This window comes from Bacillus gobiensis, from assembly GCF_001278705.1.
Lineage (GTDB): Bacteria > Bacillota > Bacilli > Bacillales > Bacillaceae > Bacillus > Bacillus gobiensis.
Window position 1 is genome coordinate 1,351,789 of sequence record NZ_CP012600.1, and the last position, 15,325, is coordinate 1,367,113.

Here is a 15,325-nt window from a genome sequence, read left to right on the forward strand (position 1 = left end):
TTAGTGCAGTAGCCAGCGAGATCACTGATTAAATAAAAGATCTATAATTTAACAGGTTATTAGTTTTCTATGTTTTCCTCCAACGTGTAGTACCCACCTTCTTTTCCTTCAATCAGATGTTGAATTTTGTTTAGGTGTTCTGCAAATCCAGCTTTTTCTAACCAACTTTTATGAAACTCAATACTCTCCCAGGTAGTCACCATAATTGCCTTGTTATTATCGACTGAACGATGCCAACGACTACTAATCCAACCAGGTACACCCTTGCTTTTAAAGTTTAATAATTCTTCAGATTGGATAGCGACCAATTCATCTAGTTTACCTGGTTTGGCAGTAAATACATTAATCCACACTATTGGTTTAGTATTCATTTAAAAAAACCTCCTTAATTAAAAATATCTTTCCTGCTTGTAAATTTGTTAATATTAGGAAAAAGGCAAGAAATTTCAAGTGATTTTGGCACAATCTTACGTTTTGTTTCATAAAAGTACCGAAATTTGTTTTAAAGTGATCTTTTTTTTGACAAAAGTACATCTCTATAAAAAGTTTACCACAAATGACCGTTAGTACTGACTGACATTTTATTTAAATAATATTAGGGGTTAAAGCCCTGGTGAATAGTTGAGTACTTTCTGTTATAAACCTTTCGAGTGAAACATTTGGAAAATTCATATCATTATCCAGGTTGTTCATAAAAGCTCCGAAATTCAGCATTATGAACGACAACGCCTGTAGCTCGGGGTCCGTTCGAATTAGCTTTCCTTTTTCGTACATAGCCGTAAAATAATTGGTTAGAATATCCAAAAGCTGTCGAGGGTGTTTTTGTGTTCTTTCTCTAAACCCAGGTAAATGCCCTTCCTCCTTGATGCTGATCATAATCATTTTCCGGTTACGATTCATAATTTCATGATATGTTCGACTGATCAGGAGCAAGTCTGTTTGCAAATCCCATACGAGCTTCTCGTTAAAAAGTTTTGTTATCTCTTCGGCATAATGAAAACGGTCAAACGCCATTTCGAGAAGGTTTTGTTTGCTTCCAAATCGGCGAAACAGCGTTTTTTCACTCAAACCTGCCATAGTAGCGATTTCCTTGGTAGATACACCATTGTAGCCTTTCTCCGCTATTAAATCGATCGCTGCCAACAGCAGCTTATCATCGATGCTTAAATTATTACTATTGCTCATACACTCACTCCTTTCAAATAGACTGTCAGTACTGACTGTCATTTAATTTTATTCTATTTCAGCTGATATAAAATTGTCAAGAGAAATTTCACTTTTGTCACTTAAAAAATGATGGAGCATCGGTTGTGTTAGATTCGTGTGAGGATATCCAATGATGTTGTTTTATATAAAATAACATTAACAAAAACAAAAATATTAATATTAATAATAAAATAATCATTAACATTTATTTGAATATGGAGAAACCGAACTGGTGCCAGATCTCTTATTCATCATGATTAGGGTTGTATTTCTTTAATTCGGTTTCCAGTTCTTCTTTGTAGGGTCTTAAATCACTTTTTAAAAAGAGCTGGGTTTTCCCGGATGTTTTAAAGGGACGTATTTTTTCTTTTTTGAGGGAACGGGGAAAACTTTGTTTCTTCATATTTAAATACATTTCAGCTTCTTGTCTGGTTAATACTTCATCCATTAAAAATGATCCCAGTTCTTCTTGATTTTTAAATTCGAATTTCGTCATAAGCCACCATCTTTTCTTCTTTTGCAAAGTTCTGAGAAAGCAAGTGCTGTTTTATTATCTCTTTAAAAATTGTTACTCTTGTTTATAATGCCATTCTTCTCCTTATCATTATTGCACATAAGTTAGTTGTTTCCCATTCACATATATTATTTTGTTCTACAATAGTATTTGAATTATTTTCTCATACTCTAATCTGTTCAGATGTTTTATTTAATAATTGAACGATCTCTATTTCTGCTAATTTATGATTCATCTTTTTCACAAAGTAAATGCATGACGAAAAAATATCCGCTCTTGCCTTGTTTCTAATCAAAAAAAGCCTTAATCCAGTGCGTAAACACCAGATTAAGGCTCTTTTCCTTATGGCAATACAGTTGATCCCATTAGATGGGTATCTACAGCTTTTGCTACTTCTCTTCCTTCGTTAATCGCCCAAACGATCAGGCTTTGGCCCCTTCTTGCATCTCCGGCAGCGAAAACGCCGTCGACATTGGTCTTGTAATCGCCATAAGCAGCTTGAACTTTATTTCTAGTCATGTTGACCCCGAATTGCTCCATTAATGGTGCTTCAGTGCCTTCAAAACCGATGGCGATAAAGACGTATTGAGCCGGCCAGACTTTTTCTGATCCAGGAATCTCTTGAAATTCATACTTTCCGTGTTCATTTTTTATTTTTTTCATTTGGATTGTATGAAGCTCTTTTAAATTGCCTTTGCTGTCGGCAACTAATTTAGTCGTTTGAATTGCATATTGGCGAGGATCATCGCCGAATTTTGCTTGTGCTTCCTCATATGCATATTCCATCGTATGAACGTGCGGCTGTTCAGGCCACATGTTTTCAGGGTTGCGGGAATCAGGCAGCTTCGGATGCTTACCGAATTGCACCACGCTTTTTGCCTTTTGACGGAGAGCCGTTGCAACACAGTCAGCACCTGTATCTCCGCCGCCGATTACAATAACATCTTTATTTTTCGTATTGATAAACTTTTTATCTTTAAAATTGGAATCTAGCATGCTTTTCGTCGTATCTGTTAAATAATCCATAGCAAAGTGGACACCTTTTGCTTCACGGCCTTCAATTAATAGATCACGTTGTTTTTGTGCACCGGTACAAAGGATAACGGAATCAAATTGCTCTTTTAGCTCATCTGCCGTTACGTCTTTTCCGATTTCTGTATTCAGAACAAAATCGATACCTTCTTGAGTAAGAAGCTTAATCCGTCGTTCAACAACTTCCTTTTCAAGCTTCATGTTCGGAATTCCGTAGGTTAACAGGCCGCCGGCACGATCAGCACGTTCATAGACTGTAACCGAATGTCCGGCTTGATTCAATTGGTCAGCCGCAGCTAAACCAGCTGGGCCGGAACCAACGATCGCAATTTTTTTGCCTGTGCGTTTTTCAGGAATTCTCGCTTGAATCCAGCCGTTTTCAAAGCCTTTGTCAATAATCGTGCGCTCGATGCTTTTGATCGTAACGGCAGGATCAGAGATTGCAACCGTACAAGAGCCTTCACATGGCGCAGGACAAACACGGCCCGTGAATTCAGGGAAGTTATTCGTTTTTAATAATCTTTCTAGAGCCTCTCTCCATCTACCGCGATAAACAAGATCGTTCCATTCGGGAATCAAATTGTAAATCGGGCATCCGGAGGTGTAGCCATTCACGTCCATTCCGATTTGGCAGAAAGGAGTACCGCAATCCATGCAGCGGGCTCCTTGTCTTGATGACATTTCTTCAGAGAAAGGCGATGAATATTCGTTCCAATCGTCCAATCGCTTGAGAGGATCCCGCTCAGATGGTTTTTCGCGTTTGTATTCCATAAAACCTGTTTTTTTACCCATTTTGTCCTCTCCCCTTTCCTTAATGGGTTACTGCTTCTTTATGCTTTGCTGATGCTGGGGCGTTTTCTCCTCTGGTGCTTGATTCGAATGCAAACATCATTGCTTCTTCGTCGGAGAAACCAGCAGCTTTTTGTTCGTTTATCTTTTCGACCATTTTCTTGTAATCATTCGGAATCACTTTAACGAAGTTTTGAATTTCTTCTTCCCAGTTTTCCAAAATTTGAGCAGCTCTTTTGCTGTCTGTATGATTGAAATGATTGACGATCATCTCTTTCAACTCGTGAATTTCGTTTTCATCGATCAGTTTTTCAAAGTCAACCATTTCCTGATTGCATTTTCTTTTAAATTCTTTTTGGTCGCCAGCATATACATAGGCGATACCACCAGACATTCCGGCAGCGAAGTTTCTTCCGACTTCTCCAAGGACAACAACGCGCCCTCCTGTCATATATTCGCAGCCATGCTCACCGATGCCCTCAACGACAACCTTCACACCGCTGTTTCGTACGGCGAACCGTTCGCCTGCACGACCGTTAATATAAGCTTCTCCGCTCGTAGCTCCGTAAAAAGCGACATTCCCGATAATAACATTGTCTGAATTCGGGCTGGAGAAATTATCAGGCGTTCTAACAGAAATTTTTCCGCCGGATAAGCCTTTGCCTAAATAATCATTTGCATCGCCAATCAATTGTAGAGACATCCCTTTAGGAACAAAGGCGCCGAAGCTCTGGCCTGCTGAACCATTAAACGTTAAATTGATTGTGTTTTCCGGTAAGCCTTCTTCTCCGTAACGTTTTGAAATTTCACTGCCAACGATCGTTCCAACCACTCGATTTGTATTATGAATCTCAAATGAATGATTGACACGTTCTTTCTTTTCAATTGCAGAAAGCACTGCAGGCAGTATTTCTTGTAAGTCTAAAGATTTATCAAGCTTATGGTTTTGCGGCGTATTAAACGTGCGATCACCCTCTGACACTTGATAAAGAAGCGTAGAAAGATCCAATTGACCAGCCTTCCAATGCGATTTTGCACGGCTGCTGACACGAAGGACATCAGTACGGCCTACCATTTCATCCAATGTTTTGAAGCCAAGCTCCGCCATAATTTCACGAACTTCCTCAGCGATAAAGTACATGAAATTCACGATATGATCTGCATTTCCAGTGAATTTCTTGCGAAGCTCAGGATTTTGCGTTGCGACACCTACCGGACACGTATCCAAATGGCAGGCACGCATCATGATACAGCCAAGAACAACTAATGGCGCAGTAGCAAAGCCGAACTCTTCGGCTCCAAACAATGCAGCCATTACGACATCACGGCCTGTCATCAGCTTTCCGTCGGTTTCAAGGACAACTTTGTTCCGAAGGTTATTGAGCATCAACGTCTGATGGGCTTCAGCTAAGCCAAGCTCCCAAGGTAGACCAGTGTGTTTAATACTCGTTTTTGGCGAAGCACCGGTACCGCCGTCGTATCCGCTGATGACAATAACATCTGCTGCTCCTTTTGCGACACCTGCAGCAATCGTTCCAACTCCAGATTTTGCAACCAGCTTCACGCTGATTCTCGCATCTCGATTTGAATTCTTCAAATCGTGGATCAGCTGTGCTAGATCCTCGATAGAATAGATGTCGTGATGCGGCGGAGGCGAAATTAAGCCGACACCAGGTGTTGAGCCGCGGACACCAGCAACCCATGGGTACACTTTATTTCCCGGAAGCTGTCCGCCTTCCCCAGGCTTCGCGCCTTGAGCCATTTTGATTTGCAGTTCATCAGCATTCACTAAATAGTGGCTCTTGACGCCAAATCTTCCGGAGGCAATTTGCTTGATAGCACTTCTCCGATTATCGCCATTAGCATCAGGTGTAAAACGATTCGGATCCTCACCGCCCTCACCGCTGTTGCTTTTACCACCGATACGGTTCATCGCAATAGCAAGCGTTTCATGAGCTTCTTGGCTAAGTGATCCAAATGACATAGCCCCGGTTTTAAACCGTTTCACAATGCTGTCCGCTGATTCTACTTCTTCAATTGGAAGCGATTTGCGATCTTCATTGAATGCGAAAAGATTTCGCAAAAACCCTAGCCGTTCTTCGTCTGCTGCATTTGAGTACTCTTTAAAGAGTGAATAATCACCTTTACGGCAAGCCCATTGAAGCGTGTGAATCGTTTTTGGATTAAAGGCATGATGCTCTCCATGCTTTCTCCATTGGAAATCGCTTCCTGGATCCAATGTTTGATCAACCGCAGGTTTATAAGCTTCTTTATGAAGAAGGAGTGTTTCCTTCCCAATTGTATTTAGATCAATTCCGCCGATCTGTGAATGCGTACCTGTAAAATACTCATCAATAACTGCATTACTAATGCCGACTGCTTCAAAAATTTGCGCTCCGCGATAGCTTTGAACCGTCGAAATTCCCATCTTGGACATGACTTTTACGACGCCTTCCGTAATGCTCTTGCTGTATTTAATAACGGCATCTTCATAAGTCATATCGAGATTGCCTTTTTTGATCTCATCTTTATACGTTGCAAATGTGAGATAAGGATTGATCGCATCCGCACCGTAACCAATCAATGCAGCGAAATGATGAACTTCCCTTGCTTCTCCGGACTCGACAATGATGCTCGCTTTTGTCCGAATCCCTTTACGGATTAAATGCTGATGAAGCGCACTAACAGCAAGAAGTGTTGGAATAGGAGCATTTTCGCTATCCATCGCGCGATCAGAAAGAATCAAGAGGCTGACTCCGCCTGCAATCGCTGTTTCAGCTTCTTTAAACATTTGTTTCAAGCCGTCTTTTACATCTGTTTTAAACAGGGTATGAATCTTTTTGCTTTTAAAATCAGGATGAACATTTGTTTTTAAGCCATTCAGCTGGCCGTTTGTAAGCAGCGGTGTATACAGCTTAATTCTTCTTGAGCATTCCGGCGTTGGATGAAGAATATCACCTTCTGCGCCAATCCACGTAATCGTTGACGTGACAATTTGCTCACGAATTGCATCAATTGGCGGGTTAGTAACCTGTGCGAACAACTGCTTGAAATAATTAAAAAGCGATTGCGGCCGATCTGACAGCACAGCAAGAGGCGCGTCATTTCCCATGGAACCAAGCGGATCCTTGCCTTCATTGATGACAGGAAGCAAATATTTCTTTACGTCTTCATAGGTGTATCCAAATGCCTTCTGACGGGCAAGTAAATCACTTGAAATATCTTCTCCTGATTCCTCCTGATCATGGGCAATATGAACAAGCTCTTGATTCATCCATTCTTGATAAGGCATTTCGCCAGCGATTTCTGATTTCACTTCCTCATCAGAAATAATGCGGCCTTCTTCTAAATCAATAAGGAGCATTTTCCCCGGTTCCAAACGGTCTTTATAACGGACATCCTCTTCCTCTACATCAATGACGCCTACTTCTGAAGAAAAGATGATGTAATCGTCATTTGTCACATAGTAACGGGCAGGCCTAAGACCATTCCGATCTAATATGGCACCAATTTGTTTGCCATCTGTGAACGAAATCGCAGTCGGGCCATCCCAAGGCTCCATCATCGTACTATGAAACTCATAAAAAGCGCGTTTTTCTTTTGACATATACGGATTTTCTGTCCATGGTTCAGGAATCAGCATCATAGCTGCATGAGCCGGTTTGCGTCCTGCAAGCACAAAAAATTCAAACGCATTGTCAAGGACAGAGGAATCACTCCCGTTTTCGTCAAGAATCGGAAGGATTTTTTCTAAATCATCACCGAAAGCATCCGAAACAAATTGTTTTTCCCTTGCCTTCATCCAGTTGATATTCCCGCGAAGAGTATTAATCTCTCCGTTGTGAATCAAATAACGGTTAGGGTGTGCTCTTTCCCAGCTCGGAAACGTATTTGTACTAAAGCGGGAATGAACTAGAGCAAAATTTGAAAGGAACGAAGAATCCTTTAGATCAAGGTAAAATTCATCGACTTGCTCTGGAGTTAAGAGCCCTTTAAATACAATGGTTTTACTGGAGAGACTTGGAATATAAAAAGGTAATTCCTCTTTCGCCGCCCAGTTTTCCGCTTGTTTTCTGATAATGTAAAGCTTCCGTTCGAAATCAAGATCATTCGTAATCTGATCATTTGCCCCGATAAATACTTGACGAATAAACGGCAGACTTCCATGTGCTGTTTTTCCGATTTTATCTGGATTTACAGGAACAGTTCTCCAGCCAAGCAGCTGTTGTCCTTCGTTTCTAATAAGCGTATTGATTTGTTCCTCGATTTTTTTTCTTTCTTGTTCATTCGTGGAAAAAAAGGCCATCCCTACTCCGTAGCGGCCTTGTTCAGGTAATTGAAAACTCGTGCAGACTTTTCTGAAAAATGAATCTGGAATTTGGACCATTAAACCGGCTCCATCTCCAGTTTCAGGATCACTTCCCTGTCCGCCTCTATGATCAAGCTGGCATAGCATCTTTAGTCCTTTTTTTACAACGTCATGTGTTGCATGGCCTTTTAAATGTGCATACAGGCCGATTCCGCACGCATCGTGTTCAAATTCAGGACGGTAGAGACCTTGTGCATTAGGCATTTGATTAAAACTCATTTATTCTCTCCCCCGTTCAATTTTCAATATTTCGGTCATAAAATCTTACAGTGTATATTTACATTGTAGGTTTTCATATTAATATAAACAATATATAATTTAGATTAAAACAATCTCAATATGAGATAAGTGGGTGATTTAATAAAATGGAACTCCGTCAGCTTAGGTATTTTATGGAGGTTGCAGAAAGGGAGCATATGTCTGAAGCTGCTGATAGTCTCCACGTGGCTCAATCCGCGATCAGCAGACAAATTGCTAACCTGGAAGAAGAATTAGGGGTCGCATTGTTTGAACGTGAAGGAAGAAATGTAAAGCTAACACAAATCGGAAAGCAATTTTTATCTCATATTAAGATTGCGATGAAAGGCATCGATTATGCAAAAGAACAAATTGACGAATACCTGGATCCTGATAAAGGAACGATAAAAATCGGATTCCCGACAAGCCTTGCCAAGCAGCTTCTGCCGACTGTCATTTCAACGTTCAAAGAAGAGCATCCGAATGTCGCTTTTCATTTAAGGCAGGGCTCCTATCGATTTTTGATCGATGCTGTCATAAACAGGGAAATCGATTTGGCTTTTTTAGCACCGGTACCTAAAGACAATCCCGGGATCACCGGAGATATTTTATTTACAGAAAGAATTTTCGCCCTTCTTCCAGTCAATCATTTTCTTGCTAATCGTGACAGAATCCATTTAAGCGATCTGAAAAACGATTCATTTGTCTTGTTTCCCAAAGGGTATATATTAAGAAAAATGGTTATGGATTCATGTCAACAGGCTGGATACTCACCGATTATATCATCTGAAGGTGAAGACTTGGATGCGATCAAGGGTCTTGTGTCTGCGGGCATAGGTGTTACACTTTTACCCGAAAGCACCTTTTATGAAACAACACCGCGATTTACTGTGAAAATCCCGATTGATTTTCCGCAAATAACGAGGACTGTAGGTGTTATTATATCAAAAAATAAAGAAGTCGCACCGTCTGTAAAGGTTTTTTATCAATTTGTCATTGAATTTTTTTCAAAACTGCAACAATATCGATAAGCCATTATTTTAAAAAGGTTGACTTTAACAAGCATCTCTTGCCTATTAAAGTTAACCTTATTCTTACGCCAACTCCATTTTCTTTTCGATCGCCCGTAAGATAAGGGTCATCGTAAGAGTTAAAATCAAATAGATAACGGCTGCTGTTAAATATGGTTCCCAGATCCGGAAATATTGCCCCTGCATGGCTCTTCCCCAATACATAATTTCTGGAGCTGCAATAAAAGCCAATACCGCTGTTTCTTTAATTAACACTATAAATTCGTTTCCCATCGGAGGAATGATCCGTTTAAAAGCCTGCGGCAAGATGATGTATCTCATCGTTTGGACATGTGTCAGCCCCAGCGACCTAGACGCTTCGGTTTGCTCTTTATCAATCGATTGGATCCCGCCTCTAAATACCTCTGCTATGTATGCAGCTGAATTTAGGGATAATCCAATGATCGAAGCCAATATCGGATTTGTTCCTCCTGTAAACATTGGAACAACACCGAAATGGATAATAAACAACTGAACAATAAATGGGGTTCCGCGGAAAAAAGTAATGTAAAAAGCAAATGGAAAAGAAAGAAGCTTGTTTCTCATCATTTTCCCAAGCCCGATCCCGAGTCCAAGTATCGTCCCGATCAGGATTCCGGCGATAGACAGGCCGATGGTCAGCAATGTCCCATTTAGAATGAATGGTGCGTACTCTTTAATAATCTCAAATTGAAAATCCACTTACAAATCCTCCAGTATGAAAAATTGCGTAACTGAATAGTTCCAGATTACGCAATTTTTTCTTCGTCCCCTTTTTTTACTGCTGCTCTTTTAGAAGATCAATTTCAGGCTCGATCTTAAAGTGATCCTCATAGATTTTGCTATACGTTCCATTATCAAAAACTTCATTAATGGCCTTATCAAATTTTTCTTTCAGCTCGCTGTCCTTTGGAAACATCAAACCATAGTATTCATTTTCGAACGTATCATCTTCGATTACTTTTAATTTTTGATTAGGGTTGTTCTTCGCATATTCTTCAATAACTGTGTTGTCAGCCACCACTGCATCCGCGCCGCCGCTTGTCATTTCCATAATCGCAAGGTTGTTATTGTCGAATTTTTTAATGTCCTTGCTATTTTTTCCCAGAAGCCCTTCAGCTGCTTCTTGTCCGGTAGTTGCATTTTGAACGGCTACTCTCTTACCTTTTAAGTCTTCTGCGCTTTTAATATCGCTGTTCTCTGGCACCAGGATCTTTTGCGTAGATAAAAAGTATGGCACGGAAAAGTCATATGTTTTTTTTCGGTCGTCGTTAATGGTGATTGCAGAAACGCCTAAATCAGCACTCTTGCTTTGCAGTTCAGCAAATACAGGATCCCAGCCGACGCTCTCAATTTTGACGGCATATCCCGCTTCTTCCGCTACCGCCTTTACAAAATCAATATCGAAGCCAACGACTTCACCTTTATCCATGGATTCAAATGGAGCATAATTCGCATCTGTAACCACTCGAAGCGTCTTATTGTCTCCGTTTTTTTCGCCTTCTGCACCGCTATTTGACTGGGTCCCACATGCTGATAGGAGAAGGGAAAATGCTAGAATGAAAATCAATGAACCAAACGTTATTTTCTTCACTAAAAAGCCTCCTAAAACTCATACTTCAAAGATAGAGAATTTTTTTAATTTTGACACATTTCTAGGAATATTGCAATATCTCACAGTAAGATATTATTCTTCCAAAGTGATTCGGTCAATTTATATGTTAGATAATCTATCATACTAATAGTGAATCTAACTAGATAATTACTTGTTTTGTTTTTTTAATAAGGGGGAAATAGTAGAGGAAACTGATAGAGAAATGGGGATTTGTAATGACAATAGTATATGTTAGTGCAGCTTTAATTATTATTTCACTTGTTTATTTAGGCGTTTCTGGAGTAAAAGCGAAAAAAGAAATAAATACATCACTTAACAAAGTACAAGCAAGTGTTGGCCAATTGCAAAACAATATTGAAGAAATAAAAAATGAAGCAAATAGATTATCTGACGCACAGCAAAAAATTCAACTGGATATAAATCTGAAGAAAGAAAAAGTCAACGATACAGTAGACGCATGCAAGGATTTAGGAACGACCTTTCAAAAATTGAAAAAAACAGAAAAGCCGGGCACAATTATTGTAGCCGGTATAAGAGAATACAGATGATTTTTAACATAGTAAAAAGGTACGACTGCCGATCATAGCAATCGTACCTTTTTGATTTTTAGCCAATTTTTGTCCCATTCGGCGCTTCTTCATCCGGACGAAGTAAAATAACATCTTCCTTCGAAGGAACACCGCCAAGAACCAGAACTTCTGATTTAAATCCGGCGATTCGGCGAGGCGGGAAATTGACAACGCCAATGATTTGCCTGCCTTTTAATTCTTCAGGTACGTACCTTTTTGTAATTTGTGCGCTTGATTGTTTCACTCCGATTTCTTCTCCGAAATCTATCGTCAGCTTAATCGCCGGAACTCTTGCTTCGGGAAAAGCTTCTGCTTCTATGATGGTGCCGATCCGAATATCCAGCTTCAGTAAATCATCTATAACTGCCATATATCCACCTGCTTTTTTCAACTAGTTTAACCATTGTTCCTAAAAAAGTCTTTAGCTCGAATTAAGATCTATTTAACGAAAAGCAAGAATGTTAAACGCCGTATTCATTCTTCCAGGAATTTTGCCGTTTTCTTGCCGTTACAATTTGTCCAATGTGATACGCGGAATGAATCGTCAAATAGCTGATTTCATCACTCCATGTCGAATTTGACCAGGCAACCTGCTCTAAAAGCTGCTGTTCATCACAATTCTGAAGCTCATCGATCCATTCTGAAAATATTTGAATTACGTTATGTTTAATTTCTTCCCAGCTCGCTTCTGCCGGAAGATGAAACGTTTCGGCAAAGGGTAACGCGTTCTCAGCCACCTGCTCTCCTTTCCACCGTTTTAAATACCTTTCGTTCCAATAAAATAAATGATAAGAAATTTCTTTGATAGAATGTTCCGGGGAGGACGGCTTCATACACGCTTCCTCTTCAGTCAAATTTTTCACCGCGTCAGAATAACATACAAACCAGGAGCTTTCATTGCAACAAGCAACCAATTGATTAATAAGCAGTTGTTTAATTGGCATTCAAACACTCCTCTATTTTAGCGTTTTGCTTACAAATGCTCGGTACATTTTGTTTTTTTAGATAACAGCGGCCGGCTATTTTGCCAGATGATATCCACAGGCAGCTCAAAAAATTGCGTGAGCTGGCTGCTTGTGATCATGTCTTTCGTATCACCTGATGCAAATACCTCTCCTCGTCTCAATAATAATGTTTTATTAAATACAGGAAGGATTTCCTCAACATGATGAGTTACATAGATCAAGGTTGGAGCGTTTGGCTGTTCAGCTATATCACTAATCGTTTTTAGCAGGCTTTCTCGCGCAATAAAGTCCAGGCCTGTCGTGGGTTCATCTAATATTAACAATTCAGGATCTGCCATCAGTGCCCTTCCAATCAGAACACGCTGCCGTTCGCCCTGGGAAAGCGTTTCATAGCTTCGGTCCGCATAATTCATACAGCCGAGCTTTTCCAGTAAAGAAATGGCTTTTTTTCTCATCTGATCTGTCGGCGTTTCATATAGTCCAATTGAAGCAAAAGCTCCGCTTAATATGATTTGGTATGCGCTGTCAGCAGGATAAAACATACGTTGGATAGAAGAAGAGACAAAACCAATTTTTGTCCTAAGATGCTCCCCAAGAGGCGTTTTCCCAAATTCTTTTCCAACTACCGTCATGTTCCCGCTTGTAGGAAAATAATACGCATTCATCATTTTTAATATTGCGGTTTTCCCAGCACCATTTAAACCATATAATACCCAATGTTCTCCCTTGCGTATTTTCCAATCGATGTCTTTTAGTATCCAGGCACCTTCTCTTTTCAAGGACACCTTCTCTAGATCTAGCACCATAAACGATTCTCCTTTTCTACGCTAATATCTTGAAATAAGCATTCAAGGTAAGAATGCCAAAATTATTCATCCGGTTTGCAAATAAGCTTCGTATCGTCTACTATGAACATGTTTTAAATTTAAAAAAGGAGGCACATTCTTTGGAACATCTGCTGCAATTTCTTGCTCCGATTTTACTCGTTGCTTTTGTTATATTTCGAAGAGTCAGAAAATCGATGGGATTTCAGCCTTTTAAACCGAACCTGATCAAATTTAGAATTGCCATTTTCTCTATCATTTCCTTTATCTTTCTGTATTTTAGCGCACAGCATCCATTATCCTATGTATATGATTTGGCCGGTATCCTATTAGGCGGCATTCTTGTAGCTTATGCGATGAAAAATATCATGTTTGAATTTCGTGAAAATGCATTATTTTACCGAACTCATTTATGGATAGAGCTTTTCATTATCTTTCTTTTTTTAAGTCGCTTGGTCTACAGAATGATTACCGTTTCAGGCACCGAGCCTGTTTCTTACGATACCGATCCAGCAACATTACTCATATTCTTCTTGCTAGCTGTATATTACATCGGTTTTAATATGTTTGTACTAAGAAAAGGAAAGGAAAGACTTCAAGACAATGAAGCATACAGTGAAAACAAATAATACAGCTTCCTTTCTTAAGAGAGCATTCGACTGAATGCTTTTTTTATTAGCATTCAGTCATGCTGTGCATGATGAATCATTTGATGCAGAACGTCCATTACATGCTGGTCTTCAGGAGAATAATAAATAGTTGTCCCTTCTCGTCTTGATTTGACAAGACGCAGATTTTTCAAAAATCTCAGCTGATGGGAAACCGTAGACTGGAGCAGTCCCAAATGCTCAGCAATTCCGTTGACCGAGTGTTCGCTGCAAGACAAAAGATAAAGAATCCTTATTCTAGTAGGATCAGAAAGAGCTTTAAACGTTTGAGAGACGATAAATAGCGTTTCTTCATCCAGTTCGGAGACATGTTTCAACTTTGTAATCCCTTCTTCTTCAAATGTATCTGAGCAAGTACTCTCGTTTATCCAAGTCAAGAGTAGATGATTTATCATACCTTGTCAACGACAAGCACTTTATTGAGTTTGTTGTAAAGTTAACCTTGAGATATTTCATGATGCTCATTTATCAATATGTAAAAACATTTGTGAATGACGACAATACGCCTGATGTTACTAAGTTTATGGGAAAGCCAGAGACCGAACGATATCTAGATTCTCCACTATGAAATCGAAGATTGTTAAGAAAAATAGGTAGAATTAATTGTAAAACTCTTAGTTAATAGGAATCTTTAGTGATATTTAGGCAATTTCGTTTTCTTCAGACTATCCATCTATCCTAGTCATTTATGGTATCTTTTTTCATATTTCTAATGGATTTGGCTTGGTTCGTTACTGGGATTTATGGCATAATGAAGCCATGTGCACAGCTGAGCTGACTTATTCTGCAGAGGTGAATGTGATTGAAGAAAAAGAAAGCAGGATGTTTGTCGCTTACTGGGTGCCTGAGTATCTTTGTATTGGCTGTATTCGTTTTGCTGCTGCTCGTTGTAAATACGAATTTATTTAAAAACCTTCCTTTTGATACTGAACCTGTGGTTTTAAAGAGATTGTCAGAATACCAGCCTATGGTAGAAGATGAATTAAACAAACATGAGTTAAAACAGTACACCGCTTTAGTATTAGGCATGATGTATCAGGAATCAAAAGGGAAAGGTACCGATCCCATGCAAGCCTCTGAATCTCTTGGCTTAGGCCGGAATGAAATTAAAGATGCCGATGCCAGCATTAAACAAGGGATTAAGCAATTCTCTAAAAATTACAACACGGGTAAGGAAAAAGGCGTCGACCTTGATACGATCATTCAAAGCTACAACATGGGGCCTGGGTACATAGACTATATCGCAAAAAACGGCGGCAAACACTCAGAAAACCTTGCCAAACAATTTTCCGAAATTCAGGTGAATGCAAATCCTGAATTATATAATTGTGGTGGAAATAAGAGTAATTTCCGTTATCCCTATTGTTACGGAGACTTTTCTTATTCAGAAAAAGTAAACCAAAAAGCAGATACCGTAGAAGAAAAATTGAATTTAGACGATTCGTTAACAAACGAAATCACGCTTGAAGAATAATCAAGCGTGATTTT

Annotated in this window: 15 protein-coding genes; 4 read left to right on the plus strand and 11 right to left on the minus strand. The window is 39.6% G+C overall.

All coding sequences use genetic code 11. The features are described 5' to 3' along the window. Window positions 1–59: 59 nt before the first annotated feature. From AM592_RS06510 to gltB, 5 genes are all read right to left on the minus strand, one after another. Window positions 60–371, minus strand: coding sequence for an antibiotic biosynthesis monooxygenase family protein (locus tag AM592_RS06510; RefSeq protein ID WP_053603035.1), 312 nt, complete (start codon window positions 369–371; stop codon window positions 60–62). Window positions 372–585: 214 nt separating this feature from the next. Beyond that, a complete protein-coding gene (locus AM592_RS06515) occupies window positions 586–1,185 on the minus strand; it encodes a TetR/AcrR family transcriptional regulator (RefSeq protein ID WP_053603036.1) in 600 nt (199 codons plus the stop codon). A 265-nt stretch (window positions 1,186–1,450) separates the two neighbouring features. Continuing rightward, complete coding sequence (locus AM592_RS06520) at window positions 1,451–1,654, minus strand: DNA-binding protein (protein ID WP_148564318.1); 204 nt, start codon at window positions 1,652–1,654, stop codon at window positions 1,451–1,453. A 408-nt stretch (window positions 1,655–2,062) separates the two neighbouring features. Continuing rightward, on the minus strand, window positions 2,063–3,544 hold the full coding sequence (gltD, locus tag AM592_RS06525; RefSeq protein WP_053603038.1) for a glutamate synthase small subunit: 1,482 nt from the start codon (window positions 3,542–3,544) through the stop codon (window positions 2,063–2,065). Window positions 3,545–3,563: 19 nt separating this feature from the next. Continuing rightward, window positions 3,564–8,129, minus strand: a complete 4,566-nt coding sequence (gene gltB, locus AM592_RS06530) for a glutamate synthase large subunit (protein ID WP_053603039.1) — start codon at window positions 8,127–8,129, stop codon at window positions 3,564–3,566. A gap of 146 nt (window positions 8,130–8,275) precedes the next feature. On the opposite strand from gltB, the gene AM592_RS06535 reads away from it, so the two are divergent. Further along, window positions 8,276–9,178 (plus strand): glutamate biosynthesis transcriptional regulator GltC, encoded by a 903-nt coding sequence (locus AM592_RS06535; RefSeq protein WP_053603040.1) that lies wholly within the window; start codon window positions 8,276–8,278, stop codon window positions 9,176–9,178. A 63-nt stretch (window positions 9,179–9,241) separates the two neighbouring features. Here AM592_RS06535 and AM592_RS06540 read toward each other — a convergent pair whose 3' ends face one another. Together AM592_RS06540 and AM592_RS06545 are read right to left on the minus strand one after the other, a co-directional pair. Further along, window positions 9,242–9,898: an amino acid ABC transporter permease gene (locus AM592_RS06540; RefSeq protein ID WP_053603041.1), complete on the minus strand. Its 657-nt coding sequence runs from the start codon at window positions 9,896–9,898 to the stop codon at window positions 9,242–9,244. Window positions 9,899–9,974: 76 nt separating this feature from the next. Next, the gene (locus AM592_RS06545; protein WP_053603042.1) at window positions 9,975–10,790 is read right to left on the minus strand and encodes a basic amino acid ABC transporter substrate-binding protein; all 816 of its coding nucleotides are present in this window, start codon (window positions 10,788–10,790) and stop codon (window positions 9,975–9,977) included. A 236-nt stretch (window positions 10,791–11,026) separates the two neighbouring features. Here AM592_RS06545 and AM592_RS06550 point away from each other — a divergent pair, with 236 nt between their 5' ends. Continuing rightward, window positions 11,027–11,359: a DUF948 domain-containing protein gene (locus AM592_RS06550; RefSeq protein WP_053603043.1), complete on the plus strand. Its 333-nt coding sequence runs from the start codon at window positions 11,027–11,029 to the stop codon at window positions 11,357–11,359. A 58-nt stretch (window positions 11,360–11,417) separates the two neighbouring features. Here AM592_RS06550 and csaA read toward each other — a convergent pair whose 3' ends face one another. The 3 genes from csaA to AM592_RS06565 form a co-directional block, all read right to left on the minus strand. After that, window positions 11,418–11,750, minus strand: coding sequence for a chaperone CsaA (csaA, locus tag AM592_RS06555; RefSeq protein WP_053603044.1), 333 nt, complete (start codon window positions 11,748–11,750; stop codon window positions 11,418–11,420). A 91-nt stretch (window positions 11,751–11,841) separates the two neighbouring features. Further along, complete coding sequence (locus tag AM592_RS06560) at window positions 11,842–12,324, minus strand: DinB family protein (protein ID WP_053603045.1); 483 nt, start codon at window positions 12,322–12,324, stop codon at window positions 11,842–11,844. 29 nt (window positions 12,325–12,353) lie between these two features. Beyond that, window positions 12,354–13,151, minus strand: a complete 798-nt coding sequence (locus AM592_RS06565; RefSeq protein ID WP_053603046.1) for an ABC transporter ATP-binding protein — start codon at window positions 13,149–13,151, stop codon at window positions 12,354–12,356. A gap of 140 nt (window positions 13,152–13,291) precedes the next feature. Here AM592_RS06565 and AM592_RS06570 point away from each other — a divergent pair, with 140 nt between their 5' ends. Next, entirely contained in the window at window positions 13,292–13,798 is a 507-nt protein-coding gene (locus tag AM592_RS06570) for a CcdC protein domain-containing protein (protein ID WP_053603047.1), read from the plus strand. 53 nt (window positions 13,799–13,851) lie between these two features. Here AM592_RS06570 and AM592_RS06575 read toward each other — a convergent pair whose 3' ends face one another. Next, window positions 13,852–14,154 (minus strand): ArsR/SmtB family transcription factor, encoded by a 303-nt coding sequence (locus AM592_RS06575; protein WP_225970336.1) that lies wholly within the window; start codon window positions 14,152–14,154, stop codon window positions 13,852–13,854. 485 nt (window positions 14,155–14,639) lie between these two features. Between AM592_RS06575 and AM592_RS06580 the strand changes: the two genes are divergently transcribed. Further along, window positions 14,640–15,311 carry a lysozyme family protein gene (locus AM592_RS06580; protein WP_053603048.1) on the plus strand — a complete coding sequence of 224 codons (672 nt, stop codon included), beginning with the start codon at window positions 14,640–14,642 and terminating at the stop codon, window positions 15,309–15,311. Window positions 15,312–15,325 lie beyond the last annotated feature (14 nt).